Here is a 22,332-nt window from a genome sequence, read left to right as displayed (position 1 = left end):
GATCAGGATGGGAATAGGCGTGTGGCATGATCCGCTGTGCCACGCCGTATGTGCAGGATGACGACCTGATTGGCCTCTGCCCTGTAGACGATCGGGTAATCACCCTGCCCATGGCGGCGGACGCCGCGGTCTTCGTAGCGGGGAACCAGCGGAAAGCGCTCGGGGAAATCGGCACGCGCCAAGCATGCCACCCGCAATTCCGGCACGAAACTGAGGGCGCGCTCGGGTTCATCCTGCGCAATAAAGTCGCCGAGCGATTCTAAATCGTCTTCCGCCGAATCCGCGAAACGGACGAGCATTCTGTCCCGCCGATCAGGGCGCGATACTGAAGCGCCGGCCGGTCGAAAACCTCTTCCGCAGACTTGGTCCGCCCGCCCTGAGCCTGAGCGAGGCCAGTCGCGATCGATTGATCCACCGTGGCGAGGTCCGCCTCCCGGTCGCGGATCAGGCGGACGCCTTCCCGCAGCACCTCGTTCTCCGACGTGTACCGGCCGGTCGCGACCAGCCGCTCCCCGAGATCGCCACGGATCCTTGCGTCCTCCTGATGGAGCGGATCGCTACAGGGTTATCGATACCTGTCGAGATCGATCACCGGAAAGCGCAGCCTCGTGCCGCGCTCGTCGAGGCGCGCCCGTCAGTAGGGCCGGTCGGGCACGAGATAGCTCGACTGCGCCGGCGCGGATCGCGGCGTCACGCCGAGCGCGGCCAGCTCGTCAGTCCGGCGGCCTTCGGCGATCCGGTCGAGCACGGCGACCAGCAGCCAGGGGCACGCGATGCCGATGAAGAACGCCATGGGATCCTCCAGCGCCGAGTCGAGGAGCTGCCCGGCTTAGGAACAGAATAGGCGGTCCGGGCGGCACAGCAAGCGCCCGGACCGTATTCTCAGATCCAGCCCTGAAGTTCCCGGCGCACCACGTGCTCGATGACCTTCATGCCGAGATCGCTGTCGTTCAGGCAGGGGATGTAGGCGAAGCGCTCGCCGCCATTCTCCTCGAAATAGTGGCGGTTCTCGCCGTCGAGCTCCTCCAGGGTCTCCAGGCAATCGGCCGTGAAGCCCGGGGCCACGATCGCCATGCGCTTCACGCCGGATTTGGCGAGCGCCGTCACGGTCTCGTCCGTGTAGGGCTTGAGCCATTCCTCGTTGCCGAAGCGCGACTGGAAGGTCACCCGCATCCGCTCCGGCGGCAGGCCGAGCGCCTCGCGGATCAGCCGGCCGGTCTTGTGGCACTGGCAATGGTAGGGGTCGCCCTTGAGCAGGTAGCTCCGCGGCACGCCGTGGAACGAGGTGAGGATCACCTCCGGCTCGAAATCGAGCTTGGCCAGCCCCGCCCGGATCGAATCGGCCATGGCGGCGATGTAGACCGGATCGTCGTGGTAGGGCGGCGAGACGCGCACCGTCGGCTGCCAGCGCATGTCCAGCAGGGCGCGGAACGCCTGGTCGCAGGCGGTGGCCGAGGTCGCGGCGGCGTATTGCGGATAGAGCGGCACCAGCAGGATGCGGTCGCAGCCCTGGTCGAGCAACGCCTGGATGCGGCCGGCGACCTCCGGCTTGCCGTAGCGCATCGCCCAGTCGACCACGACCGAATCGCCCATCGCGGCCTGGAGGCGCTCGCACTGGCCGCGGGTGATGGTCTTCAACGGCCCCTCGTTCAGCGCATTGTTCCAGACGCTGGCATAGTCGCGGCCCTTCGGCCCCGGGCGCTTGGTCAGGATGATCAGGTTGAGGAGCGGCCACCAGATCAGCCGCGGCACCTCGATGACCCGCCGGTCCGACAGGAACTCCTTCAGATACCGGCGCATCGGCCAGTAGCTGGTGCCCTCCGGCGTGCCGAGGTTCATCAGCAGGACGCCGACGCGCCCCCAGGCCACCTTCGGGTGGTCGGCCGGCAGGGTATCGGCCGCGGGGCGGCGCGGGGCGAGGGGACGGCCATTCGCCAGTGCTGCGGCGGGTTCGACGCGTTCGTTCATGGCAGCGTTCCGGCGCCCTGCGCCGAGTCCTTCCTCTGGCTACAGATACCCGGCGGCCCCGCATGTGCTGGGGCCGACCGGAGGCTTAACCCCATCGGGCGCGTTTCCATGTAGGGTTACAATGCCGCCCGGCGAAGGCCGCATGCGACATGCCACACCGGAGCCGTACGCACGACTTCCGTCCCTGAACACGGTGGGCGGCGCGCCGCAACCACGGCCGAGGATCCTGGCGCCGGAAAGAAACTGGAGATCCGATTGACCGCGACACCCGTGGCCGATGCCCTTACGGCCTTCCGCGCCTCCGGTTCACCCTGGCTGGCGCTGCCGTTTTTCGCGGACGGCGGCGCCGAGGCCGCGGCGGCCCGGGTCGATGCCCGCATCGCGGCGGGTGCCCGCGTGCTGCCGGCCCCGGACCGGATCTTCCGCGCCCTGACGGAGACGCCCCTGCCGGCGGTGCGCGCCGTGATTCTCGGACAGGACCCCTATCCGACCCCGGGCGACGCCAACGGGCTCGCCTTCTCGTTCGTGGGATCGGGCCGCCTGCCCGCCTCTCTGAAGGTGATCCTCGCCGAGGCAGGGTCCGACCGCGCGGCGGGCGGCGACCTCACGGCCTGGGCCCGTCAGGGGGTTCTGCTCCTCAACAGTGCGCTGACGGTCGAGGCCGGCAAGGCCGGGGCGCATCTGCGGTTCGGCTGGGCGCGGCTGACCGACGAGGCGGTGGCCGCGGTCTCGGCGCGCCCGGAGCCCGCCGCGTTCCTGCTCTGGGGCGCCCAGGCCCGCGCCCGGGCGCCGCTGATCGATCGGACCCGTCACGGCGTGTTCGAGAGCGGACACCCCTCCCCGCTCAACCGGGCCCGCGACTTTCCGGGCTCGGACCCGTTCGGCCGGGCCAACCGCTGGCTTGCCGAGCACGGGGGCCAGCCGATCGAGTGGCGGCTGGGCTAGACCTCGACGCGCCGATCACTGCGGCTTGGCGGGCGCGCCGGGATCCTGACCCGCCGGCAGCAGCACGTTCTTGGCGATGGTGCCCTCCGGCCCGTACTCGCCCGCCACCGCGAGACAGGCCTGATCGCGGTTCTGCTGCATCTGGTTCGACATCAGCGTGAACATCGTCTGCACGCGGTTGCCGAAGGGTCCGCGGGGCTGAACGTCCGCGATCCGCACGTTCTGCTTCGCCAGAAGTCCCTCGAACGGGTCGCTGCCGATCCGATAGCCGCAGACGTTGGAGGCCGCGAAGATGTAGGCGGCGAATTCCAGAGCCCGCGGGCCCGGGGCGTTGCGGATCTGTGCCTGCGCCGGAGGGGCGGCGGCGATCAGGGCGGCGATCAGGGCGGCAGGCAGGACAGCGTGGCGCATGCGGGCGTGTTTCCTCGATGACGGCGGCTTCTCGGAGCCGCTCCGGCAGCAGCGACATAGGCCGAGCCGCACCCCGCGCCACTGCGACCGAATTTGACGACAAAACACCGTCCGGTCTTCACGGGTTGTTGGTCATAGGCGGAGTGAAGGGCGTTACAACGGCCGAAAAGCGACTCCTGTTCCTGCGGCGCCGTGCGGTGAGACAGAGTGTTAACCGGCTCGCGTCACGCCAGACACCACGGTTTGTCCAGATCCAGGCGGTCTGCATCGCATGTTCGGCCTCGAATCCACTGTCGCACCCCTGCCCGCTCCGGCGTCCCGCGCCGCCGAGGGGCGTCTTCCCGGCACCAGCGCACGGCGCACCGAGCCGGCTCCTGCCGCCGCACTCTGTCCGCACCGCGTGGCCCGCTGGGCCTGGGGCGAAGGTCTTCGGGCGGGCGATGCCGTCGCGCTCCTGGTGCAGGATTTCGGGCAGGCGGAGGCCATGCGTCTCGGCCTGAGCCGTCTCGGCCTGCGCGTGATCTGCCCCGCCGGCCGCCGCGGCGCTGCGCTGGCCGAGGGGCTGGCCGGAGCCGCCCTGGTCATCGCCGACACGCATCTCGCGGATGCCTATGCGGAGGTGATGGGCCGCCTCGCGACCTACCCGGCATTGTGGTGGAACGGCCCGGGGGCCGATTTCGCGAGTCTCGATCTGGCTCTCGCCGAGCTGGCCTGAGGCGCGGCCCGCGCCGCGCTCATCCGAAACGCGACTACCGCTTCAGCCACGCCTCGAGCGCCTCGTAGCGCGTGGGATCGTCCGGACAGAGGCCGGTGCCGCATTCCGCCGCCGTCGAGACGGCATTGGCGAGGATGACCCCGAGGAACAGCAGAAGGCAGGCCGTCCCGAAGATTCCGGCGCCCTCTCCAGCCAGGGGGGCGGCCCGGCCGGGCGCGGCGATCAGGAGGAGCACGGCCACCGCTCCGATCAGCGCCACGAAGGCGATCAGCGCCAGCGTGTAGAAGTGAAGGCCGAACAGCGTCGAGCCGTAGCCGCCGGTGCCGGGCACGAGGTGCAGGGCGACCTGCCGCGCCGCGATGGCCGCACCCGCCAGCGCGCCCAGGATCGCGAGCCCATAATGGGACGGCCGCGGGCCGAACCGGACGCTGAGCGCGAAGCCGATGCCCGAAGCCGCGAACGCCGCCCGCTGCAGGAGGCAGAGCGGACACGGCAGCTCGCCGAGCGCGACCTGATAGCCGAAGGCCACCAGCAGGATCGCGCAGCAGCCCAGCAATCCGAGGGTGTTGAGCGTGCGGGCGTGAAGGAGCGTCATGGCGGGCAATTCGCTTAGAAATCGAGGTTGAGCGTCGACGTGGCGTGGCCCGCGAACAGCGCGAGCGTGCCGATCAGTGCCGCGAGCCACAAGCCGATGGCGGTGCGCCGCCACCCGGTGAGAATCGCGGCCGCGCTCCCCGCGAAGCCGATGAACGGCAACACCATCATGAACATCCCCCGTCGCATCGTGCGGCCGTGAAGCCCGGTCCGCCGCCCCAATGGCACGCATGCGTGTCTCAAGCTTTCGCGGATCTGCCGCGCCGGCGTCGCAGCCCGCCGGCCCGCATGCTACCCTGGGACGAAATCTGGCGCCGCGAAAGGTGCGCCGGGCATCGGGAGACGTCTCATGAAAGCCGCCATCGCGCCGGTCCCGCCCGTCGCGCCCGATCCGCAGGCTCCGATCCTGCTGCGCAAGGATGCCGGCGGCGTCGCGACCCTGACGCTGAACCGCCCGCAGGCCCGCAACGCCCTGTCGATGGCTCTTATGGGCGCTCTCCACGACGAACTCGCCGCGATCCGCGACGATCCGGCGGTGCGGGTCGTGGTCCTGGAGGGGGCCGGCGCGGCCTTCTGCGCCGGGCACGATCTCAAGGAGATGCGCGCCGACCCGTCCCGGGCGGCGACGGAGGCGGTGTTCCGCACCTGCGCCCGGCTGATGCTGAGCCTCACGCGCCTGCCGCAGCCGGTGATCGCCCGGGTCCACGGCATCGCCACCGCGGCCGGCTGCCAGCTCGTCGCCACCTGCGATCTTGCGGTCTGCACCGAGACGGCGCGCTTCGCCACGCCAGGGGTGCAGATCGGCCTGTTCTGCTCGACCCCGATGGTCGCCCTGTCGCGCGCCGTCTCGCGCAAGGCCGCGCTGGAGATGCTCCTGGTCGGCGAGCCGATCGATGCCCGAGAGGCTTTGCGGATCGGCCTCGTCAACCGCGTCGTGCCGGAGGCGGAGCTCGACGGTGCGGTCGGCGCCCTGGCGTCCCGCATCGCCGGCAAGGCCCGGCGCGTCCTGGCGATTGGCAAGGAGGCGTTCGGCCGGCAGATCGAGATGGGCCTGGAGGAGGCCTATGCGTACACGGCCGACGTCATGGTCCGGAACATGATGATGGCCGACGCGCAGGAGGGCATCGACGCCTTCCTGGGCAAGCGCCCGCCCCGCTGGGAGCCGTGATCCCGGTCAGTATGGCGCGATAGGACGCAGGTTCGATCGGCGCCGCGCGCGTAGGTTCTGGCGGCGTCCTGCCCTAGGATCGTGGATGCGCGCGGGTATGCTGAACCCGGCGCCCTCAACGCGGAACGGCTGATGAGCACCATCGACCTGTTCGGTCTGACGCTGGCCTTCTACGGCGCGATGCCGCCGCCCCGTCCGCCGCGTCCGGATCGCAACGGCGCGACCTGGGCCGCCGCCGTGGTATTCGGCGGCGTCTGCCTCGCCACGGTGGGGCCGATGATCACCATCTGGAGCTTCCACCGGCCCTACGCCGAGGCGAAGGCGCGCTGCATCCAGTCCGGCGGCCGCGTCCTGTACGCGGCGCTCGACGGGAGCGGGCCCTATCGCTGCGAGCGCCCGGTCGCGGCCAGCCTCGCCCATCCGGCCAAGATCGCGGAGTAAGGGCCGCGGATTAATCCGCGCTGCCGCTGATCCTTCGGCTATATCCGGCGCCATAACCAGCGAACCGGATGCCGAGACCTTGGAAAACGCGCTTACGCGATGGCTTCAATCGACCGCCCTGATGCGCGCGGACGTGGAGGCCCTGTTCGGCTTCGCCCTAGCCATCGGCGTCACCCTGCATGCCCTGCTGCGCAAGCGGCGCGTCAGCGTCGCGGTGGGCTGGATCGGTCTCGCATGGCTGTCGCCGATCTTCGGCACGGCGCTCTATCTGACCTTCGGCATCAACCGCGTCTCGCGCCGGGCCCGGCGCCTTCGGACCAAGCTGTCCGACCCCACGCATCTGCCCGATACCGACGATGCGGTGGTGCCGGAGGCGCTCTGGCCCCTCGACCGGGCGATCCGGCGGATCACCGGCCTGCCGGCCTTCGCGGGCAACACCGTCCAGATGTTCCGCAACGGCGATGCTGGCTATCCGGCCATGCTGGCGGCCATCCGGGAGGCCAAGGCCAGCATCGGCCTGTCGAGCTACATTTTTCGCGACGATCCCACCGGCCGGGAGTTCTGCGACGCCCTGGTGGAGGCGCAGAGCCGCGGCGTGGAGGTGCGCGTCATCATCGACGGGATCGGCGGCGGCTACTTCCGGGCGCCCGTCTATCACCGCCTGACGGCGGCCGGCGTGCCGGCGGCCCTGTTCATGCACTCGGCCCTGCCCTGGCGGATGCCGTTCCTCAATCTCCGCTCGCACAAGAAGCTGCTGATCGTCGACGGGCGCATCGCCTTCACGGGCGGGCTGAACATCTGGCACGCGAACCGCGTCACGCTGAAGCCCGCGCATCCGATCCGCGACACCCATTACCGGCTGACCGGCCCCGTGGTCGAGCAGCTGGCCGCCGCCTTCGCGGCCGATTGGGCCTTCGTGGCCGGCGAGAACCTCGACGGTCCGCCGTGGTTCGTCGATCTCGAACCGACCGGGAACAGCGTCGCCCGGGCGGTGACCTCCGGCCCGGATGCCGACGTGGAGAAGATCGAGCAGGTCATCCTCCAGGCGCTCGCCTGCGCGCGGAAGACCGTCCGGTTCGTGACCCCCTACTTCCTGCCGGACGAGCTCGTCACCGGTGCCCTCGCCCAGGCCGCGACGCGTGGCATCACCGTCGACGTGATCATCCCGCGGGTCAGCGACCACCATTTCATCGACTGGGCGACCCGGGCCCATCTCGATCCGCTGCTCCGGGCCGGCGTCCGGGTCTGGCTCGACGAGCCTCCCTTCGACCACTCCAAGGTGATGGTGGTGGACGACATCTGGTGCTTCGTCGGCAGCGCGAACTGGGACATGCGCAGCTTCCGGCTGAACTTCGAGCTGAACGTCGAGGTCATCGACAAGGATCTCGCCGCCGAACTCGACCGGTTCATGCGCGGCAAGATGGGGTCGCGGCTCAGCCGGGAGGAACTCGCCGCGCGCCCCCTCCCCGTCCGTCTGCGCGACGCAGGCGTGCGACTGCTGCTGCCATACCTTTGAAGCGGGCGGGCGCGTGCGCCTCGGGCGCCGGCCCGAGATGCACGACGATCGGCCGATGATCGGAGGGCCCCCGCGGCAGCACCGCGTGCGCGTGGCAGATCAGGCCGCGGGCGAGGCAGCGGTCGAGGCGCAGGGGCAGTACCTCGACCATCGCATGGGTCGGCCGGCGGGGACCGACATCGCGAAAGCCCGGAATCATGGCGGGGCCGACGATGTTGTAGTCGCCGAGCACGGCGGCGCGCGGGGGCAGCTCCGCGACGATCCGGCGGAGCTGGCGCCGGTTCAGCATCTGCCCGTGCGACAGGTGGACATTGGCCACGCCGAACGTGCCGAGGTCGAGGATCTGGCAGACCCGGTGCACCAGGGCGCCGGAGGGCAGCGCGATCACCCGCGGCGGCGCCGGCCAAGGCTTCGGGCTCCACATGGCGAGCCCGTGGATCCGCCCCGGCAGGGGGGCCCAGGCGTAGTGGCCGCCGATCCGGTCCAGCAGGAACCCGATGGCGCGGGTCGCCTCCTGCATCAGCAGAAGATCCGGCTTCTCCTGCGCCACCAGGGCGGCGACGTCGTCGACGGCCGCGCCGGTGCGCCGCAGGAGATTCCAGCTCACGATCTTGAAGGGTGGGTGGGCCGCTTCCGCCTGACGGAGCGGCGGGTACGGGACCGGGGTCGGGCCGCGGCGGCCCGGGCGTGCAGCGATGGTCATCGGGCCGGATTCGTACCTCACCGCGCGGCGCTCCCGCCACCGCCCGGCTGTAACGCGCGTGGAGCCCGGGCGTTCATGGGAGGCGGGGGCGATGATGCCGCGTTCGCCGCGTGCCGGGGGCTGTCAAAGAGCCTCGCTCCCGTCGCTACAGCGCCACGATATCGACCGCCTCCCCGAGCCGCGCCCGGGCGATGTCGGCGACGTGGCGGTGGTGGGTGAACAGGATCGGCTGCACTGCGGCGCCGATCTCCGCGAGCGCGTCCAGACCGAACCCGGTGCGGGCCTCGTCGAAGGTCGAGAACAGGTCGTCGCCGATGAACGGCGCGGGCTCGGCGCGCGCAGCGTAATCCTCAAGATAGGCGAGCCGCAGGGCGAGATAGAGCTGATCGCGGGTGCCCTCGCTCATGCCCTCGATCCCCACCTGACCGCCGCCCGTGCGCTGCCCGGCGAGCTTCGGGGTGTCGTCCTGATCGAAGGTCTGCGCGAGGCCCGAGAAGGCGCCGCCGGTGAGGGACCGGAACAGCGCCCCGGCGCGCGCCACCAGGGGGTCCTGCTGCCCGGCCCGGTGCCGGGCCACCGCCTGACCGAGCATCAGCCCGGCGAGGCGCAGCACCGCCCAGGACCGGGCCGCCCCCTGGAGATCGGCCTCGGCGGCCTTGCGCTCGGCGAGCGCCAGCTCGGCCCCGGTCCCGCCTTCGAGCTCCGCCCGGCGCCGCTCGGCCCGGTCCCGGTCGGCGAAGATCACCCGGCCGCGCTCCTCCTGCTCCTCGGCCTCCAGGGCGAGCCGCGCCAGCTCGGCCTCGATCGCCTCCGGGGACAGAGCCTCGAGGCCGGCGCGCAGATCGGTCTCCGGCAGCCCGTCCGCCGCCCCCGCGAGGTTGCCGCGCAGGCGAAACAGGTCGGCCCGCAGCGTCTCCCGGGCGCGAAGCCGGCCGAACAGCGCCTCGATCTCAGGCATCGGCGCCTCGGCGCAATCCGGCATCGCCGCGGCGACGTGGCGGCTCAGGGCCGCGCACGCCGTCGCTTGCCCGTCGGTGGCGGCGCGGCTCGCCGCGGCGGCCTCGTCCAACCGGCGGTCGAGCTCGGCCCGGCGGGCCTCGCGGGCCTGCGCGGCGACGAGGCGGGCGTGCAGGGCGCGCACCGCCGCGGTGGGGCTCTCCTCGGCGAGATCGGGCGCGAGCGCCTCGACCAGGGCGGCCGCGTTCACCCGGAACGCCTCCCGGTCGCGCCGGATGCCGGCGGCGCGCCGCTCCAGGGCTGCCCGCTCGGTGAGCCGGTCGGGCACCGCACGCCACGCTTCCAGGGCGCTCTCGGCCTCCTCGGGCCGGGACGCGGCGTCGAGGCCGAGGGGCTGGAGCGCGCCGAGCCATTCGGATTGCCATGCGGACCGGCGGCCCTCCGCCTCCGTGCGGGCCGCCTCCAGCCGCTCGACCGCGGCGCGCGCGGCGTGCAGCAGGCCGCCGGTCTGCAGGCTCGCCTCCCATCGGCTCGTCAGGGTGGCGACCCGCGCCTCGAACCGTTCCAGGCATGTCCCGAGGTCGAGACCGGGCTCCGGCTCCAGGCCGGCACGGGTCCAGAGATCGGCGATGGGTGCCCGGGCGGCCTCGATGGCCGCCGAGACCCGGTCCCGCTCGATCCGCTGATCGGCGAGACGCTGCTCGGCCTCGATCAGGCTCTCGACCTCGCCGAGCCAAGCCGCCATCTCGGCCGGTGATCCGGGGACGATGCCGGCCGCCCGCCACGCCTCCCGCCACGCGGCCTCACCCTCGGCGATCTCGGCGGCGATCCCCGCCAGACCGTCTTCGGCAGCCGCCAGCTCCGCCTCCTCGGCGGCGAGGCGGTCGCGGTCGGCCGCATGCGCGGCGACCCGGGCGGCATCGCCCGCGCGCTCGTCGGCGAGGCGGTCGGCGTCGAGGAGCGCGCGCTCGTAGGCGGCGATGGATGCGGGCTCGACGGGCCGCCCTGCCGCCAGGGCGTCACGGAGCGGCGCGAAGGCCGCGTCGCGCGTCGCGCGAGACGCCTCGACCCGCTCCCACGTCGCGATCGGCCGCTCGGCCTCGCGCTCGCGCAGCCGATCCCGGGTGGCGGCGGCCTGCCGCCGGGCCGCGTCGCGCAGGTCCACGGCCCGCTCGCGCTCGCGGGCCTTGCCGTCGAGGAGGGTGCGGTAGGCCGCCACCGTCTCGGGCGACGGCAGGGGCATCCGCACGAGGGCGGCACCGTCGGCGACCGGCGGCACGAGCCGGGCGGTCTGATTGCGCAGCAGCGCCGTCTCCCGCCGGATCGTGGCATCCAGAGTGGCATGCGCCTCGATCCGCTCACGCAGGCGCGCGAGCGGCTTCAGCGCCTCGCGGAGCGGGGCCGGGTCGCGGGTGGCACCCGCCGCCTCGATCTCCCCGGCCAGCCGGTCGCGCTCGGCGAGCGCCGACGCATGGTCGCGGGCGAGCTGATCCTCGGCGGCCGCCAGGGTCCTGTGTTCGCGGATCAGGCGCTCGATCCGCGCCCGGGCGGCGTCGCTCGGCTGACTCGCCTCCAGGGCCGCGAGGTCGGCGACGCCGATCCGGGCGCGCAGCCGTTCGAGATCCAGGCCGACCTTGTGGGCATCGCCCTCGATCCGCGGCAGGTCGGTGCCGCCCTTCTCGAATTCCCTGGTGCCGCTGAAGGCCGCCAGGATCGCGTCGGCCCGGAGCGTCAGCCCCGGCTCGACCGGCACCGCCTCCGCCTCGGCGCGCGCGCGGGCGAGAGCGGATTCGGCACGCTCGGCCTCGACATCCGCGAGGCGGCATTGTTCGAGGGCGGCGCCGAGCCGCTCGATCCAGGCCGGATCTGCGTCGATCAGGCCGTCCTCGATCGCGATACGCTGCTCCAGCGCGTCGATCTCGCCGAGCAGCGGCCGGACCCGCTTGAGCCGCTCCAGGCGCGCACGCGCGACCGCGAGGTTCTTCTGTTCGGCCCGGAGGGTGTCGAGTTGCTGGGCCGCGGCGGCGATCGCGTCGTTCAGGGCGCGCCAGTCGCCGGAGCGCAGGCTGGTGTCGCGGATCGCCCGGCGGGCGGTCTCGTGGCGCTCCAGGGCCTGATAGAAGGTCCGGTGCTTGGCTTGGCGCGGGGCGAAGATATCGTCCGCCTCCTTGTCCAGAGCGGATTGCAGCTCCGTGAGCCCGCGCAGGCCCGAGCCCGCCGCGAACAGGCTCGCGCCCACCTCGCCCTCGACATCCACCATCTCGCGCCCGCCGGCCCGCAGGCTCGCCGCGTCGAGGCCGAAGGCACGGCAGAACACGGTCCGCGAGATGCCGCCGAGGAACGGCGCCAGGGCATCGTCGGGCATCGGCGCGTCGGAGGCGTCGATGAGGGTGCGGGCGTTGCCCTTCCGGCGGCGGAAGCTCAGCCGGCGGCCGTCCGCGGCGGCGATCTCCGCGCCGAGGCGCAGCTGCGGCATATCGTGCTGGAAGGCGTAAGGGGTGGATTTCCCGAAGCCGAACAGCAGGTCGGTGACGGCTGCGAGCGCCGTGCTCTTGCCGGCCTCGTTGGCGCCCAGCACCACGTGCAGGCGCGCATCCGGCCGGAAGGCGATCGCGCGGTCCGTGAAGGCGCCGTAGCGCTCCAGGGCGAGGTGGATCAGACGCATCGGGGCTCTCGATCCACTCAGCAGTGCCGGCCGGTGAGGCGGCCGAGGATCAGCGCCTCGGCCTCGGCGCACAGCGCATCGAACTCGGCCTCCAGATCTCCCTCGGCGGCGACTGCGGCGGGCATCCGGCCGCCGATCTCCGCCAGCGCGGCCTTGGCCCTGATGCGGAACTCCGGATCGCGGTCGAGGTCGGCGAGCAGGGCGGCCGGGTCGATCGCGGCGCCGGATGAGTCGAGCGGAGCGGGCGGCCGGCGCGTCTCGATCTTGAGGCGTTCGAGCCAGAGATCCTCGTGCAGCCGGTGGGCGGCGGCCTGGATCTCGGCCGTCACCGATTCCCGGTCGGCCGCCAGGGCGTCGTGGGCCTTCGTGGTGCCGGTGAGATGGACACGGACCAGAACGAGCCGGCTCGCCGCGAGACCCGCAAGCGGGCGCAGGGCCGCCTCCGCAGCTTCGACCGCCGCGCGGGTATCGGGGGCGTCGGCGAGATCCACCGCGACCCGCTCGAACCGGGCGCGGTCGAGGGCGAGGCGGGTCAGGCCGGTCACGCGGCCGTCGGCCACCTCCACGAGGACGGCGCCCTTCTCGCCGCATTCGCGGATGCTCCGGCCCTGGAGATTGCCGGGGAACACGATCCAGGGATCCTGGGACAGCTCGGCATATTCGTGGATATGACCGAGCGCCCAGTAATCGTAGCCCCTGGCCGCAAGGTCGGCGACCGAGCAGGGCGCGTAGGTCTCGTGGGCGGCGTGGCCGGTGCAGGAGGTATGCAGGATCCCGAGGTTGAACCAGCCCGGCAGGGCCGCCGGATAAGTCAGCGACAGATTCTCCTCGACGGCGCGGGCCTGGAAGCTGCGGCCGTGCAGGGCGACGCGCAGGGCTTCGATCCGGTGGGTGCCGGCGCGGTTGGCCGGGAAGACGTGGACCGAGGATGGCAGGGTGATCGCGCGGGTGATCACGCTCTCCGCGTCGTGGTTGCCGCGGACCAGGATCGTCGGGATGCCGGCGCGGTCGAGGCGGCCCACCTGCCGGGCGAAGAACAGGCCGATCGTGTTGTCGGCCCAGTCCCCGTCGTAGACGTCGCCCGCCACGACCACGAAGGCCACCGACCGCTCGATCGCCTGGGTGACCAGATCCTCGAAGGCCTGCCGCCCGGCCGTCGCGAGGCGCCGCGCGAGATCCGCATCGCGGTTCGCGAGGCCCGAGAGCGGGCTGCCGAGATGCAGGTCCGCCGCGTGGATGAAGCTGAAGCCTGACATCGGAGCTTGGAGGGATCGTGGCGCGTTCGGAAGGCACGCCTCTCCCGGGGAAGAGCCGGCGTGACGAGGCTGGCTCTTAGGCCGGCGGCGGGGGCCGGCTCAAGCGCGGTCAGCGGCGACCCGCGGCGTCTCCCGTCCGTTTTCGGGCTGCGGAGAACGGCGCCGGCCGTTCGGCGACATGGGTGACGGGTGGAGCCCGCAGGCCCTCGCCCCAGCCCTTTCAAGGTGTTCCGCGGCGTGCGCGCCATTCTCTTTGCGCGCGACATGGGGTCGGCGCTCCCTGGCTCATGACGGGCGCCCCTTTCCCGGACAGGTGGAGCGACAGCGGAACCTGATCCGGGATCCAGCACACAAAGCGCCGCGCCTGCGGCACAGGTCGATCCAGATCGACGCTGCGCGACGTCTGATGCCGGATCCCGGGTCGCATTCCGCTTTCGCTGCATGCGCCCGGGAAAGGGCCGTGCAGACCGGCTCCACGCCCCGTCTCGGGTCTCCGACCAAACACTTTAAAAGGGCTCGCCCTCGCCCCGATCACCCCCCGAGATACCGCGCCTCCAGATGCGCCCGGAACGCCGCGGTGCCGAGAGGCGCGCCGGTGGCGCGGGTCAGCAGCGCGTCGGTGTCGAGCAGGCTGCCGACCTCGTGCACGTTCGCGCGCAGCCAGCGCCGCAGCGGCGCGAAATCGCCCTCCGCCAGACAGCCCGGCAGCGCCGGCTCCGCCGCCCGGGCGGCCCGGAACAGCTGCGCCGCCGCGAGCGCACCCAGCGTGTAGGTCGGGAAATAGCCGAAGGCGCCGCTCGGCCAGTGGATGTCCTGCAGGCAGCCGACCCGGTCGTCCGGTACGGTGAGACCCAGAAGCTCCCGCATGCCGTCGTTGAAGGCGCCCGGCAGATCCCGCACCGCGAGGTCGCCCGCGATCATCGCGGTCTCCAGCCGGTAGCGCAGCAGGATGTGCGCCGGATAGGTCGCCTCGTCGGCATCGACCCGGATGAAGCCCGGCGCGACCCGGGTGTTGAGGGCGTGCAGGTTCTCCGGCGACCATTCCGGGCCCGACCGCCCGAACGCCTCCCGCAGCAGCGGCGCCAGGAAGGCGAAGAAGTCCCGGCTCCGGCAGGCCTGCATCTCGACGATGAGCGACTGGCTCTCGTGCAGGCTCATGCCGCGGGCCGCGCCGACCGGCTGGTTGCGCCAGGATTCCGGACGGCCCTGCTCGTAGAGGGCATGGCCCGTCTCGTGCAGCACGCCCATCAGGGCCCGGCCGAAATCGGCCGCGTCGTAGCGGGTGGTGATGCGCACGTCATCGGTGGCGCCGCCGCAGAACGGGTGGAGGCTGATGTCGAGCCGGCCGCGGGTGAAATCGAACCCCACCGCTTCCATGAGCCGAAGGCCGAGCTTGCGCTGCACGTCCACGTCGAACGGGCCGGTGAGCGGCAGCGGCGCCGGCCGCGACGCCTGAATCTCCCGGGCGCGGGCGATCAGCTCCGGCAGCCAGCTGGTCAGATCCGAGAACAGCGGGTCGATCGTGGCCCGGCGCATGCCGGGATCGTAGCTGTCGAGCAGCGCGTCGTAGGGGTCGAGTCCGAGGGCCGCGCCCTTGGCCTGACCGATCTCGCGCTGGAGCCGCAGCACCTCGGCGAGGTGCGGCTCCAGCTTGGCGAAGTCGGCGTCGCGGCGCGCCTCGCGCCAGACCATCTCGGAGCGGGACACCGCCCGGGAACTCGCCTCGACCAGATCGCGCGGCACCGCGGTGGCGTGGGCCTGCGCCCGGCGCATCTCGCGCAGGTTGGCGGCGGCCCAGGAGTCGCGGACATCTTCCCGCTCGGCGGCGTCGAGTTCCGCGGCCGCCTCGGGCTCGGTCAGCATCGCGTGGGCGAGGCCGCGCAGGATCGCCAGCTGATCGCCCCGCGCCGACGCGGCGCCGTCCGGCATCAGGGTCTGCGCGTCCCAGCCGAGAATCCCGGCGGCGCCTTCGAGGGCGGCGAGGCGCGCGAAGCGCTGTTCGAGGGTCTGGTAGGCGGTCATGCGGTCTCCGGTCGGTCTCGCAGGTGCAGGCGGCGCTCACCCCGCCTGCAGCATCTCCAGCTCCAGCCAGCGGTCCTCCGCCTGGGACAGCTCGGTCTCGGCCTGGGCCAGCATGGTCGAGGCCCTGTCGAACCGGGCGGGATCGCGGGCGTAGAGGTCGGGGTCGGCCAGGATCGTCTTGAGCTGGCCGATCGCCGCCTCCAGCTTCTGCATCTTGGCCGGCAGCGTCTTCAACTCGTGCTGCTCGTTGAAGCCGAGCTTGGGCTTGGACGCCGGCTGCGGCGCCGCGGCCGCGGACCGTAGGCGCGGCTCCTTGGCCTTCGGTGCGACCGTGCGGGCCTCGACCCCCTGCCCGCGCTGGAGCAGCATGTCGCTGTAGCCGCCGGCATACTCGACCCAGCGGCCGGCGCCCTCCGAGACGAGCACGCTGCCGACCACCCGATCGAGGAAGTCGCGGTCGTGGCTCACCAGGATCAGCGTGCCCTGGTAGTCGCCGAGCATTTCCTGGAGCAGGTCGAGGGTTTCGAGGTCGAGGTCGTTGGTCGGCTCGTCGAGAACGAGGAGGTTGGCCGGCTGCGCCAGCGCGCGGGCGATCAGCAGCCGGTTGCGCTCGCCGCCCGACAGCACCGAGACCGGCGTGCGGGCCTGCTCGGGGGTGAACAGGAAGTCCTTGAGATAGCCGATCACGTGGCGGCTCTGGCCGTTCACCGTGACGCTGTCGCCCCGGCCGCCGGTGAGCACGTCGGTGACGGTCATGCCGGGCTCCAGCACGGCCCGGGCCTGATCGAGCACCACCGGCATCAGGTTGGTGCCGAGCACCACCTGCCCGGAATCCGGTTCGAGCCGGCCCATCAGCAGGTTGATCAGCGTCGACTTGCCGGCGCCGTTGGCCCCGACGATGCCGAGCCGGTCGCCGCGCATCACCCGCAGCGACAGGCCGTCCACGATCTTCCGCTCCCCGTAGGATTTCGCGATGTCGCGGGCCTCGACCACGAGGCTGCCGGAGGATTCCGCGTCCGAGGCCTGCATGCTGACGCTGCCGACCGGGCGGCGGACCTCGCGGCGGTTTTTTCGGAGTTCGTGCAGGTTGCCGAGGCGGCGGACGTTGCGCTTGCGCCGGGCGGTGACGCCGTAGCGCAGCCAGTGCTCCTCGGCAGCGATCTTGCGGTCGAGCTTGTGCTGGTCGCGCTCCTCCTCCTCGAAGAAGGCGTCGCGCCACGCCTCGAAGCCGGAAAAACCCTGGTCGATCCGGCGGGTCTCGCCCCGGTCGAGCCAGATCGTGGCCCGCGACAGGGCCGAGAGGAAGCGCCGGTCGTGGCTGATCAGCACGAGGGCGGCGCGGGTGCCCTTCAGCTCGGATTCGAGCCACTCGATCGCCGGCAGGTCGAGATGGTTGGTGGGCTCGTCGAGGAGCAGAACGTCGGGCTCGGGGGCCAGGGCCTGCGCGAGCGCGGTGCGCCGCCCCTCCCCGCCAGAAAGCTTTTTGGGGTCCTCCTCGCCCGTGAGGCCGAGGCTTTCGAGCAGGTAGCGGGCGCGGTGAGTCGATTCTCCCGGCGGCAGGCCGGCTTCCACGAAATCCAGCGTGGTGGCGAAGCCGGAAAAGTCCGGCTCCTGCGCGAGGTAGCGGATCGTCGTGCCGGGCTGCACGAACCGGCGGCCCTTATCGGGCTCGACCAGGCCGGCGGCGATCTTCATCAGGGTCGATTTGCCGGAGCCGTTGCGCCCGACGAGGCAGGTGCGCTCGCCCGGGGCGATGGCGATCTCGGCGCGCGTGATCAGCGGGGTGCCGCCGAAGGTCAGCGCGACGTCTTGGAGAGTCAGGAGCGGGGGAGCGGCCATGGCCGGCTTATGGCAGCGCGCGGCTCACCGTTCAAACCCGCGCGCCCGCTCCCCTGTCAGGCGACCGGGTTCGCCGGCCCCGTTGGCGGGCTGATCTCCGGTGCGCCCGGATCGTTGACGGGGATCTCCGGCGGCTGGATGCCTGGCGCCTCGGCCGGGGTGTCGCCCGGGATCTCCGGTCCCGGCGGCTGGGTCGGCGCCTGCGGCGGCTCGTAGGGCTGGTCCGGTGCCGGACCGGGCTGCGGCGGCACCTCGGGGACCTGTCCCGGATCGGCGAGGGTGAGATCGGGCATCGCTATCCTCCGCGAGACCGACGTCGCCGACCGAATGGGCGAACCGACGTCGTTCGGGCGGAAACAAGGCCCGGCCGGTCCGGTTCCGGGCCGCTACTTCTTGGTCAGCAGGAGATTGCCCTCCTTGCTGGCCACCTTCTGGATCTTCTCGGCGAACAGGGCGAGCAGGAACGGCAGCTTCACTTCGAGCCGCACGCTCTCGGCGCCGACATCGATCGTGCCGGCGACCTTCTGGGCCATGGCGGAGACGCCGAAATCGAGCCGGTCGCCGGTCCAGGCGAGCTGGTCCACCGCGATGCCGCTCTTGGCGAGGAAGGCCCGGGCCTGTTCGGTGCCGTGCTCCAGGCGCCGCTTGGCCTCGTCGCGGCCGAGGTCGTGCGGGATGTCGACGATGAGGGGCTTGGGCATGGAAGGCTGATCCGGGCTGAACCCGGCAGCAGATGGGGCCTCGGGCCGCCCCAGACAACGCCCGGGGGCCGCCCCGCCTCTCGGGAGGGGAGCGGTCCGGCGCGTGGTGCGCCCGTGCGGAACGGGGTCCGGTTTAGTTTACGACCTGCAGCGACACGTAGGTCGTGCCGCCCATGCCCAGGGCGCGGGCGGAGCCGCGCGACAGATCGATGATGCGGCCGCGCACGAACGGCCCGCGATCGTTGATGCGAACGATGACCGAGCGGCCGGTCCGCTTGTTCTCGACGCGGACGCGGGTGCCGAACGGCAGGCTGCGATGGGCGGCGGTCAGACCGTTGGGGTTGAAACGCTCACCGTTCGCGGTGCGATGGCCGCTCCCGTACCAGGAGGCCGCTCCGCTCTGGGCGGCGGCCGGGAGGCTCGTTCCGATGATGGTGGACAGCATTCCAAGCGACACAACGAGCTTACCGAAACCAAACGTCATTCTTTGCGCATTCCCTTGTTTTTTCGGGACGGCGCCAGTCGTTTCGGAAATCGGCCGGAATAAGGCGGGTCTTCAATTGCGGCCGCGGTTGCATTGCGTCCGAATTTTTCGCGTCCGAATCTGATTACATGCGGAATTGTTGCGGCGCGTTGCCGGCCGTGCTTCGGAATACTGGCCGGCAAGTCGAAGATAGAATTACGCAAGTTTTTCGCAAGGCGAGGCCGAAACACGCGCGGATAAGCGCATAGTCCTAAGCCTTGCGCTGGGTGTGACCCAGCATCCCGCTGAGGTGGAGGCGCGCCGTCAAGCTTAGGCGCTCGATCATCCACAGGATCCAGGACAGGAGCGCCCCGGGGGGGCGCCGATGGATGCGGACGCGGCGCGATCTTCTGTCCAGCCGTCAGGTACACGTGGCGCTGACGCGGCCTGCGCCTGGGACCGGCTCGGTGCGCCTGCGGGGGCAGCCCATCGCCACACCGCGCAGGCCAGTCAGAATTCCTTAACGTGTCCGGGATCTGCGGGTTCCGAACCCGGCAAAAACTGCAGCCCCAGAACGGGACGCGTTCCGGCAAAAATCGAAAACGCGGCCTTTACCCTATCGGGGGCATGGTCTGCCGGTCAGTCGCGTAACCGGTGTTTGCCATGGCTTCCCCGCGTACCGTGGCTGCCGACGTCGTCGCCCGGAAACAGGTCTCGCGTGCCGGGCGGCCCGCGTCGGCGCCACGGATGGGTCTCGTACCCGCCCAGCGTCCCCTGCCCCTCGACCAAGTGCTGGTCGGGGATTGTATCGCGGCCATGAACGCCCTGCCGGCGTCGAGCGTCGACTGCGTGTTCGCCGACCCGCCCTACAACCTGCAGCTCGGCGAAGCCGGCCTGCTGCGCCCGGACCAGAGCCGCGTCGATGCCGTCGACGACGCCTGGGACAAGTTCGCGACCTTCGAGGCCTACGACGCCTTCACGCGGGACTGGCTGGCTGCCTGCCGCCGCGTGATGAAGCCGAACGCGACCCTCTGGGTGATCGGGTCGTACCACAACATCTTCCGGGTCGGGAGCGCGTTGCAGGATCTCGGTTACTGGATTCTCAACGACATCGTCTGGCGCAAGGCCAACCCGATGCCGAATTTTCGCGGGAAGCGCTTCACCAACGCCCACGAGACCCTGATCTGGGCCTCGCGCTCGGCGGAGTCGAAGGGCTACACCTTCCATTATGAGGCGCTCAAAGGGGGGAACGAAGACCTCCAGATGCGCTCGGACTGGTTCATCCCGCTCTGCACCGGCGAGGAGCGGCTGAAGGATGCCGCGGGCCAAAAGGTCCACCCGACCCAGAAGCCCGAGGCCCTGCTCGCCCGGACGCTGCTCGCGGCGACCAATCCCGGCGACGTGGTGCTCGATCCGTTCTTCGGCACCGGCACCACCGGCGCCGTCGCCAAGCGCCTCGGCCGCCGCTTCATCGGCATCGAGCGCGAGACGGTCTACGCCGAGGCGGCCCGCGCGCGGATCGCTGCCGTGGAGCCCCTGTCGAAGGCGGCCCTGATGGTGGCGCCGACCAAGCGCGCCGAGCCGCGGGTGCCGTTCCTGTCGGTGATCGAAGCGGGGCACATCCGCCCCGGCGAGACCGTGACCGACGAGCGCCGCCGCTTCCGCGCCACGGTGCGGCCCGACGGGCAGCTCGACAATGGTCTGGTGATCGGCTCGATCCACAAGATCGGCGCCCTGGTCCAGGGCCTGCCGGCCTGCAACGGCTGGACCTTCTGGCATGTCGAGCGCGGCGGCAAGCCGGTGGTGATCGACACCTACCGGGCCGGCCTGCGGCAGGCGATGGCGAACGGCTGAACCGTTCTTTCCCCGGTCCTGGGATCCCAAAGGGCTCAGCCCTTTGGCGGGTGCAGGGCAGAGCCCTGCGAACACCTCGGGACTTCGCCCCGAACCCCACCAAAGGGCTGAGCCCTTTGGAAACCCGGCCTCTCCTAGCGCCGCCGCGCCGTGCCCCGCCGGCGCGGCGCGGCCGGCGGGGCCTCGGGCTCATCGTCCGGAAAATCGTCCGCGTCCGGTGGCGGCGTGGGGGCCGGCTTCGGCTGCGGCTTCGGCACGGCCCGGATGCGCGGGCGCGGCTCGGGATCCGGCATCGAGACCGGCGCCTCCATCGCCGCCAGCAGCGGCATCGGCGGCGGCTCCTTCTTCGGGCGCCCGCGCGGCTTCTTCTCTTGCTCCGGCTTCGGATCGAAGGCGTGGGCCAGCACCTTGCGCATCAGGCCGGGCAGCGGCTCCTCGTCGAGGGCGGCGCGCGGGGTGAAGCGCATGCCCGCCGGTGCCGGCGTCGAGAGGGCCACGCGGGCCGCGAACACCGTCAGCTCCAGCGGAAAATGCGTGAAGCCGTGGCGGACGAGTCCCGGGAGCCGCTTCCAGCGGGCGTCGAGGGGCGCGTCCAGCAGGGCACCGGCGACATCGTAATCCGGCTCCCAGGCGCTGCCCGGTGGTTCGGCCATGTTGCCGAGCAGACCCTCCGGTTCCCGCGTCCGCAGCAGCACCGCCTCGTCGCCGCTGCGGATCGCCACGAACACCGCGCCGCGCCGGAGTGCCCCCTTGGCCACCTTGATCTTGCGCGGAAACGTCTCCTGCGTGCCGAGCGCCCGGGCGCGGCAGGGCGACATCCAGGGGCACAGGGCGCAGGCCGGACGCTTGGGCGTGCAGATCGTGGCGCCGAGATCCATCAGCGCCTGGGCGAAATCGCCGGGCCGTTCCGCCGGAACCAGCGCCTGCGTCAGGCGGCGGATCTCCGGCCGGCTCCCCGGCAGCGGTGCGTCAACCGCGTAAGCCCGGCTCAGCACCCGCTCGACATTGCCGTCCACGGCGGCCTCGGGCCGGTCGAACGCGATCGCCGCGATCGCGCCCGCCGTGTAGGTGCCGATGCCCGGGAGCTTGCGCAGGCCCTCGGCCGTGTCGGGGAAGCGCCCGCCGGCCGCCGCGACCGCCTTCGCGCAGGCATGCAGGTTGCGCGCGCGGGAATAGTAGCCGAGACCGGCCCAGGCCGCCATCACGGCCTCCTCGGGGGCTTCGGCCAGGGCGAACACGTCGGGGAAGCGGGTGAGAAACCGCTCGAAATACGGCCGGACCGCCGCGATCGTGGTCTGCTGCAGCATCACCTCGGAGAGCCAGACCCGGTAGGGATCGGGCACCTCACCGGCGAGCGCCCGCCACGGCAGGACGCGCCGGTGCCGGTCGTACCAGGCGAGCAGGTCGTCGGCGCGCGGTCCGGGGCCGGCTTGATGATCCGTGGCTGTGCGGGGCGGCATGATCGGGTCGACAGGGAGCCCGCTGCATAGCCGGAGGCCGGCGGCGATCATAGGGCGCCGAAAGCGCGGCGGCGTCCTCCCTTCGTCAACCATCCTGCGCTACCTTCGCGGGATCCACAGGGCCGGGACCACCATGGCGCGCGTCAAACCGCTGGCCGAACTGATCGAGGGTTGCATCGGCCCGGCCTTCGCGGCGCAGGGCTTCGCCTCCACCGACATCCTGGCCGCATGGCCGGAGATCGTCGGCGAACGGCTGGCCCGCTACTGCCGGCCGTCGAAGCTCGAATGGCCGAAGCGCCGCCGCAAGGATTCCGAGACACCGGATTCGGGCACGCTGGTCGTGCGTGTCGAGGGGGTGTTCGCCATCGAGTTGCAGCACCTCGCCCCGGTGGTGATCCAGCGGATCAACGCCCATTACGGATGGGCCTGCGTGTCGCGGATCGTCCTGCAACAGGATCGGGTCGGCCGGGGCGGCACGCAGGCGCGACGCACCCGCGTCGATCCTGCACGGGCCATGGAGGTGCAGAAGGCGGTCGCGGGCATCGCCGATGACGGCCTGCGCGCCGCCCTCGACCGCCTCGGCACCGCGGCTGTCGCCACCCGCCCGGACCGCTGACCGGGGCGATTCGGTCGCCTTGCCAGGACGGTCGCGCC

The 22,332-nt window shown here is 71.7% G+C and carries 23 protein-coding genes; 7 read left to right on the top strand and 16 right to left on the bottom strand.

The features are described 5' to 3' along the window. Nucleotides 1-2: 2 nt before the first annotated feature. The 4 genes from FVE89_RS17380 to hemH form a co-directional block, all read right to left on the bottom strand. Nucleotides 3-299 (bottom strand): type II toxin-antitoxin system RelE/ParE family toxin, encoded by a 297-nt coding sequence (locus tag FVE89_RS17380; protein WP_160535196.1) that lies wholly within the window; start codon nucleotides 297-299, stop codon nucleotides 3-5. Next, nucleotides 260-529: a type II toxin-antitoxin system ParD family antitoxin gene (locus FVE89_RS17375; RefSeq protein WP_160535220.1), complete on the bottom strand. Its 270-nt coding sequence runs from the start codon at nucleotides 527-529 to the stop codon at nucleotides 260-262. Before FVE89_RS17375 ends, FVE89_RS17380 begins: the two co-directional genes overlap by 40 nt. Before the next feature lie 105 nt (nucleotides 530-634). Continuing rightward, entirely contained in the window at nucleotides 635-793 is a 159-nt protein-coding gene (locus FVE89_RS30570; protein ID WP_202130867.1) for a hypothetical protein, read from the bottom strand. Between the two features lie 89 nt (nucleotides 794-882). Continuing rightward, complete coding sequence (gene hemH, locus FVE89_RS17370) at nucleotides 883-1,968, bottom strand: ferrochelatase (RefSeq protein ID WP_160535195.1); 1,086 nt, start codon at nucleotides 1,966-1,968, stop codon at nucleotides 883-885. 255 nt (nucleotides 1,969-2,223) lie between these two features. Between hemH and FVE89_RS17365 the strand changes: the two genes are divergently transcribed. After that, nucleotides 2,224-2,913 carry a uracil-DNA glycosylase gene (locus FVE89_RS17365; protein WP_160535194.1) on the top strand — a complete coding sequence of 230 codons (690 nt, stop codon included), beginning with the start codon at nucleotides 2,224-2,226 and terminating at the stop codon, nucleotides 2,911-2,913. Between the two features lie 15 nt (nucleotides 2,914-2,928). Here FVE89_RS17365 and FVE89_RS17360 read toward each other — a convergent pair whose 3' ends face one another. Beyond that, nucleotides 2,929-3,324, bottom strand: a complete 396-nt coding sequence (locus tag FVE89_RS17360) for a hypothetical protein (RefSeq protein WP_160535193.1) — start codon at nucleotides 3,322-3,324, stop codon at nucleotides 2,929-2,931. 271 nt (nucleotides 3,325-3,595) lie between these two features. Here FVE89_RS17360 and FVE89_RS17355 point away from each other — a divergent pair, with 271 nt between their 5' ends. Then, nucleotides 3,596-4,039 (top strand): AMP-dependent synthetase, encoded by a 444-nt coding sequence (locus tag FVE89_RS17355; protein ID WP_160535192.1) that lies wholly within the window; start codon nucleotides 3,596-3,598, stop codon nucleotides 4,037-4,039. A gap of 34 nt (nucleotides 4,040-4,073) precedes the next feature. On the opposite strand, the gene FVE89_RS17350 is transcribed toward FVE89_RS17355, so the two are convergent. Both FVE89_RS17350 and FVE89_RS30565 read right to left on the bottom strand, forming a co-directional pair. Then, nucleotides 4,074-4,634 carry a disulfide bond formation protein B gene (locus FVE89_RS17350; protein ID WP_160535191.1) on the bottom strand — a complete coding sequence of 187 codons (561 nt, stop codon included), beginning with the start codon at nucleotides 4,632-4,634 and terminating at the stop codon, nucleotides 4,074-4,076. Nucleotides 4,635-4,648: 14 nt separating this feature from the next. Next, the gene (locus FVE89_RS30565; RefSeq protein WP_210254061.1) at nucleotides 4,649-4,810 is read right to left on the bottom strand and encodes a DUF5993 family protein; all 162 of its coding nucleotides are present in this window, start codon (nucleotides 4,808-4,810) and stop codon (nucleotides 4,649-4,651) included. Between the two features lie 172 nt (nucleotides 4,811-4,982). Here FVE89_RS30565 and FVE89_RS17345 point away from each other — a divergent pair, with 172 nt between their 5' ends. From FVE89_RS17345 to FVE89_RS17335, 3 genes are all read left to right on the top strand, one after another. Next, the gene (locus FVE89_RS17345) at nucleotides 4,983-5,801 is read left to right on the top strand and encodes an enoyl-CoA hydratase (RefSeq protein WP_160535190.1); all 819 of its coding nucleotides are present in this window, start codon (nucleotides 4,983-4,985) and stop codon (nucleotides 5,799-5,801) included. A 132-nt stretch (nucleotides 5,802-5,933) separates the two neighbouring features. Next, nucleotides 5,934-6,242 (top strand): hypothetical protein, encoded by a 309-nt coding sequence (locus FVE89_RS17340; RefSeq protein WP_160535189.1) that lies wholly within the window; start codon nucleotides 5,934-5,936, stop codon nucleotides 6,240-6,242. 79 nt (nucleotides 6,243-6,321) lie between these two features. Continuing rightward, nucleotides 6,322-7,758, top strand: a complete 1,437-nt coding sequence (locus FVE89_RS17335) for a phospholipase D-like domain-containing protein (protein WP_160535188.1) — start codon at nucleotides 6,322-6,324, stop codon at nucleotides 7,756-7,758. Here the strand turns inward: FVE89_RS17335 and FVE89_RS17330 are convergent. The 8 genes from FVE89_RS17330 to FVE89_RS17295 form a co-directional block, all read right to left on the bottom strand. Beyond that, nucleotides 7,676-8,461, bottom strand: coding sequence for an endonuclease/exonuclease/phosphatase family protein (locus FVE89_RS17330; protein WP_202130866.1), 786 nt, complete (start codon nucleotides 8,459-8,461; stop codon nucleotides 7,676-7,678). The two genes, FVE89_RS17335 and FVE89_RS17330, sit on opposite strands and share 83 nt — an antisense overlap. Nucleotides 8,462-8,606: 145 nt before the next feature. After that, nucleotides 8,607-12,083, bottom strand: a complete 3,477-nt coding sequence (locus FVE89_RS17325) for a YhaN family protein (protein ID WP_160535187.1) — start codon at nucleotides 12,081-12,083, stop codon at nucleotides 8,607-8,609. A gap of 17 nt (nucleotides 12,084-12,100) precedes the next feature. After that, a complete protein-coding gene (locus tag FVE89_RS17320) occupies nucleotides 12,101-13,339 on the bottom strand; it encodes a DNA repair exonuclease (RefSeq protein ID WP_160535186.1) in 1,239 nt (412 codons plus the stop codon). A 531-nt stretch (nucleotides 13,340-13,870) separates the two neighbouring features. Continuing rightward, the gene (locus FVE89_RS17315; RefSeq protein WP_160535185.1) at nucleotides 13,871-15,361 is read right to left on the bottom strand and encodes a carboxypeptidase M32; all 1,491 of its coding nucleotides are present in this window, start codon (nucleotides 15,359-15,361) and stop codon (nucleotides 13,871-13,873) included. A 36-nt stretch (nucleotides 15,362-15,397) separates the two neighbouring features. Continuing rightward, entirely contained in the window at nucleotides 15,398-17,200 is a 1,803-nt protein-coding gene (locus FVE89_RS17310) for an ATP-binding cassette domain-containing protein (RefSeq protein ID WP_160535184.1), read from the bottom strand. 56 nt (nucleotides 17,201-17,256) lie between these two features. Continuing rightward, the gene (locus FVE89_RS17305) at nucleotides 17,257-17,493 is read right to left on the bottom strand and encodes a hypothetical protein (RefSeq protein ID WP_160535183.1); all 237 of its coding nucleotides are present in this window, start codon (nucleotides 17,491-17,493) and stop codon (nucleotides 17,257-17,259) included. A 93-nt stretch (nucleotides 17,494-17,586) separates the two neighbouring features. Continuing rightward, nucleotides 17,587-17,901 carry a polyhydroxyalkanoic acid system family protein gene (locus FVE89_RS17300; RefSeq protein ID WP_160535182.1) on the bottom strand — a complete coding sequence of 105 codons (315 nt, stop codon included), beginning with the start codon at nucleotides 17,899-17,901 and terminating at the stop codon, nucleotides 17,587-17,589. Nucleotides 17,902-18,034: 133 nt separating this feature from the next. After that, nucleotides 18,035-18,385: a septal ring lytic transglycosylase RlpA family protein gene (locus FVE89_RS17295; protein ID WP_160535181.1), complete on the bottom strand. Its 351-nt coding sequence runs from the start codon at nucleotides 18,383-18,385 to the stop codon at nucleotides 18,035-18,037. A 642-nt stretch (nucleotides 18,386-19,027) separates the two neighbouring features. On the opposite strand from FVE89_RS17295, the gene FVE89_RS17290 reads away from it, so the two are divergent. Continuing rightward, on the top strand, nucleotides 19,028-20,218 hold the full coding sequence (locus FVE89_RS17290) for a site-specific DNA-methyltransferase (protein WP_281408984.1): 1,191 nt from the start codon (nucleotides 19,028-19,030) through the stop codon (nucleotides 20,216-20,218). Between the two features lie 134 nt (nucleotides 20,219-20,352). Here the strand turns inward: FVE89_RS17290 and mutY are convergent, their stop codons facing one another. Further along, a complete protein-coding gene (mutY, locus tag FVE89_RS17285; protein WP_160535179.1) occupies nucleotides 20,353-21,678 on the bottom strand; it encodes an A/G-specific adenine glycosylase in 1,326 nt (441 codons plus the stop codon). A 133-nt stretch (nucleotides 21,679-21,811) separates the two neighbouring features. On the opposite strand from mutY, the gene FVE89_RS17280 reads away from it, so the two are divergent. Beyond that, nucleotides 21,812-22,294, top strand: a complete 483-nt coding sequence (locus FVE89_RS17280; RefSeq protein ID WP_160535178.1) for a DciA family protein — start codon at nucleotides 21,812-21,814, stop codon at nucleotides 22,292-22,294. The last annotated feature ends 38 nt before the right edge of the window (nucleotides 22,295-22,332 follow it).

Origin of the sequence: Methylobacterium sp. 2A, from assembly GCF_009806555.1 — a bacterium.
In the GTDB taxonomy this organism is placed as follows: Bacteria; Pseudomonadota; Alphaproteobacteria; order Rhizobiales; family Beijerinckiaceae; genus Methylobacterium.
Note: the sequence above shows the minus strand (reverse complement) of the source record. Positions and strands in the feature narration are given on the sequence as shown.

Excerpts from the sequence above, each read along its gene's own strand:
- FVE89_RS17380 (WP_160535196.1), bottom strand. The coding sequence starts at position 299 with ATGCTCGTCCGTTTCGCGGATTCGGCGGAAGACGATTTAGAATCGCTC.
- FVE89_RS30570 (WP_202130867.1), bottom strand. The coding sequence starts at position 793 with ATGGCGTTCTTCATCGGCATCGCGTGCCCCTGGCTGCTGGTCGCCGTG.
- hemH (WP_160535195.1), bottom strand. The coding sequence starts at position 1,968 with ATGAACGAACGCGTCGAACCCGCCGCAGCACTGGCGAATGGCCGTCCC.
- FVE89_RS17360 (WP_160535193.1), bottom strand. The coding sequence starts at position 3,324 with ATGCGCCACGCTGTCCTGCCTGCCGCCCTGATCGCCGCCCTGATCGCC.
- FVE89_RS17355 (WP_160535192.1), top strand. The coding sequence starts at position 3,596 with ATGTTCGGCCTCGAATCCACTGTCGCACCCCTGCCCGCTCCGGCGTCC.
- FVE89_RS17350 (WP_160535191.1), bottom strand. The coding sequence starts at position 4,634 with ATGACGCTCCTTCACGCCCGCACGCTCAACACCCTCGGATTGCTGGGC.
- FVE89_RS30565 (WP_210254061.1), bottom strand. The coding sequence starts at position 4,810 with ATGTTCATGATGGTGTTGCCGTTCATCGGCTTCGCGGGGAGCGCGGCC.
- FVE89_RS17345 (WP_160535190.1), top strand. The coding sequence starts at position 4,983 with ATGAAAGCCGCCATCGCGCCGGTCCCGCCCGTCGCGCCCGATCCGCAG.
- FVE89_RS17340 (WP_160535189.1), top strand. The coding sequence starts at position 5,934 with ATGAGCACCATCGACCTGTTCGGTCTGACGCTGGCCTTCTACGGCGCG.
- FVE89_RS17330 (WP_202130866.1), bottom strand. The coding sequence starts at position 8,461 with ATGACCATCGCTGCACGCCCGGGCCGCCGCGGCCCGACCCCGGTCCCG.
- FVE89_RS17325 (WP_160535187.1), bottom strand. The coding sequence starts at position 12,083 with ATGCGTCTGATCCACCTCGCCCTGGAGCGCTACGGCGCCTTCACGGAC.
- FVE89_RS17320 (WP_160535186.1), bottom strand. The coding sequence starts at position 13,339 with ATGTCAGGCTTCAGCTTCATCCACGCGGCGGACCTGCATCTCGGCAGC.
- FVE89_RS17315 (WP_160535185.1), bottom strand. The coding sequence starts at position 15,361 with ATGACCGCCTACCAGACCCTCGAACAGCGCTTCGCGCGCCTCGCCGCC.
- FVE89_RS17310 (WP_160535184.1), bottom strand. The coding sequence starts at position 17,200 with ATGGCCGCTCCCCCGCTCCTGACTCTCCAAGACGTCGCGCTGACCTTC.
- FVE89_RS17305 (WP_160535183.1), bottom strand. The coding sequence starts at position 17,493 with ATGCCCGATCTCACCCTCGCCGATCCGGGACAGGTCCCCGAGGTGCCG.
- FVE89_RS17300 (WP_160535182.1), bottom strand. The coding sequence starts at position 17,901 with ATGCCCAAGCCCCTCATCGTCGACATCCCGCACGACCTCGGCCGCGAC.
- FVE89_RS17295 (WP_160535181.1), bottom strand. The coding sequence starts at position 18,385 with ATGACGTTTGGTTTCGGTAAGCTCGTTGTGTCGCTTGGAATGCTGTCC.
- FVE89_RS17290 (WP_281408984.1), top strand. The coding sequence starts at position 19,028 with ATGGCTTCCCCGCGTACCGTGGCTGCCGACGTCGTCGCCCGGAAACAG.
- mutY (WP_160535179.1), bottom strand. The coding sequence starts at position 21,678 with ATGCCGCCCCGCACAGCCACGGATCATCAAGCCGGCCCCGGACCGCGC.
- FVE89_RS17280 (WP_160535178.1), top strand. The coding sequence starts at position 21,812 with ATGGCGCGCGTCAAACCGCTGGCCGAACTGATCGAGGGTTGCATCGGC.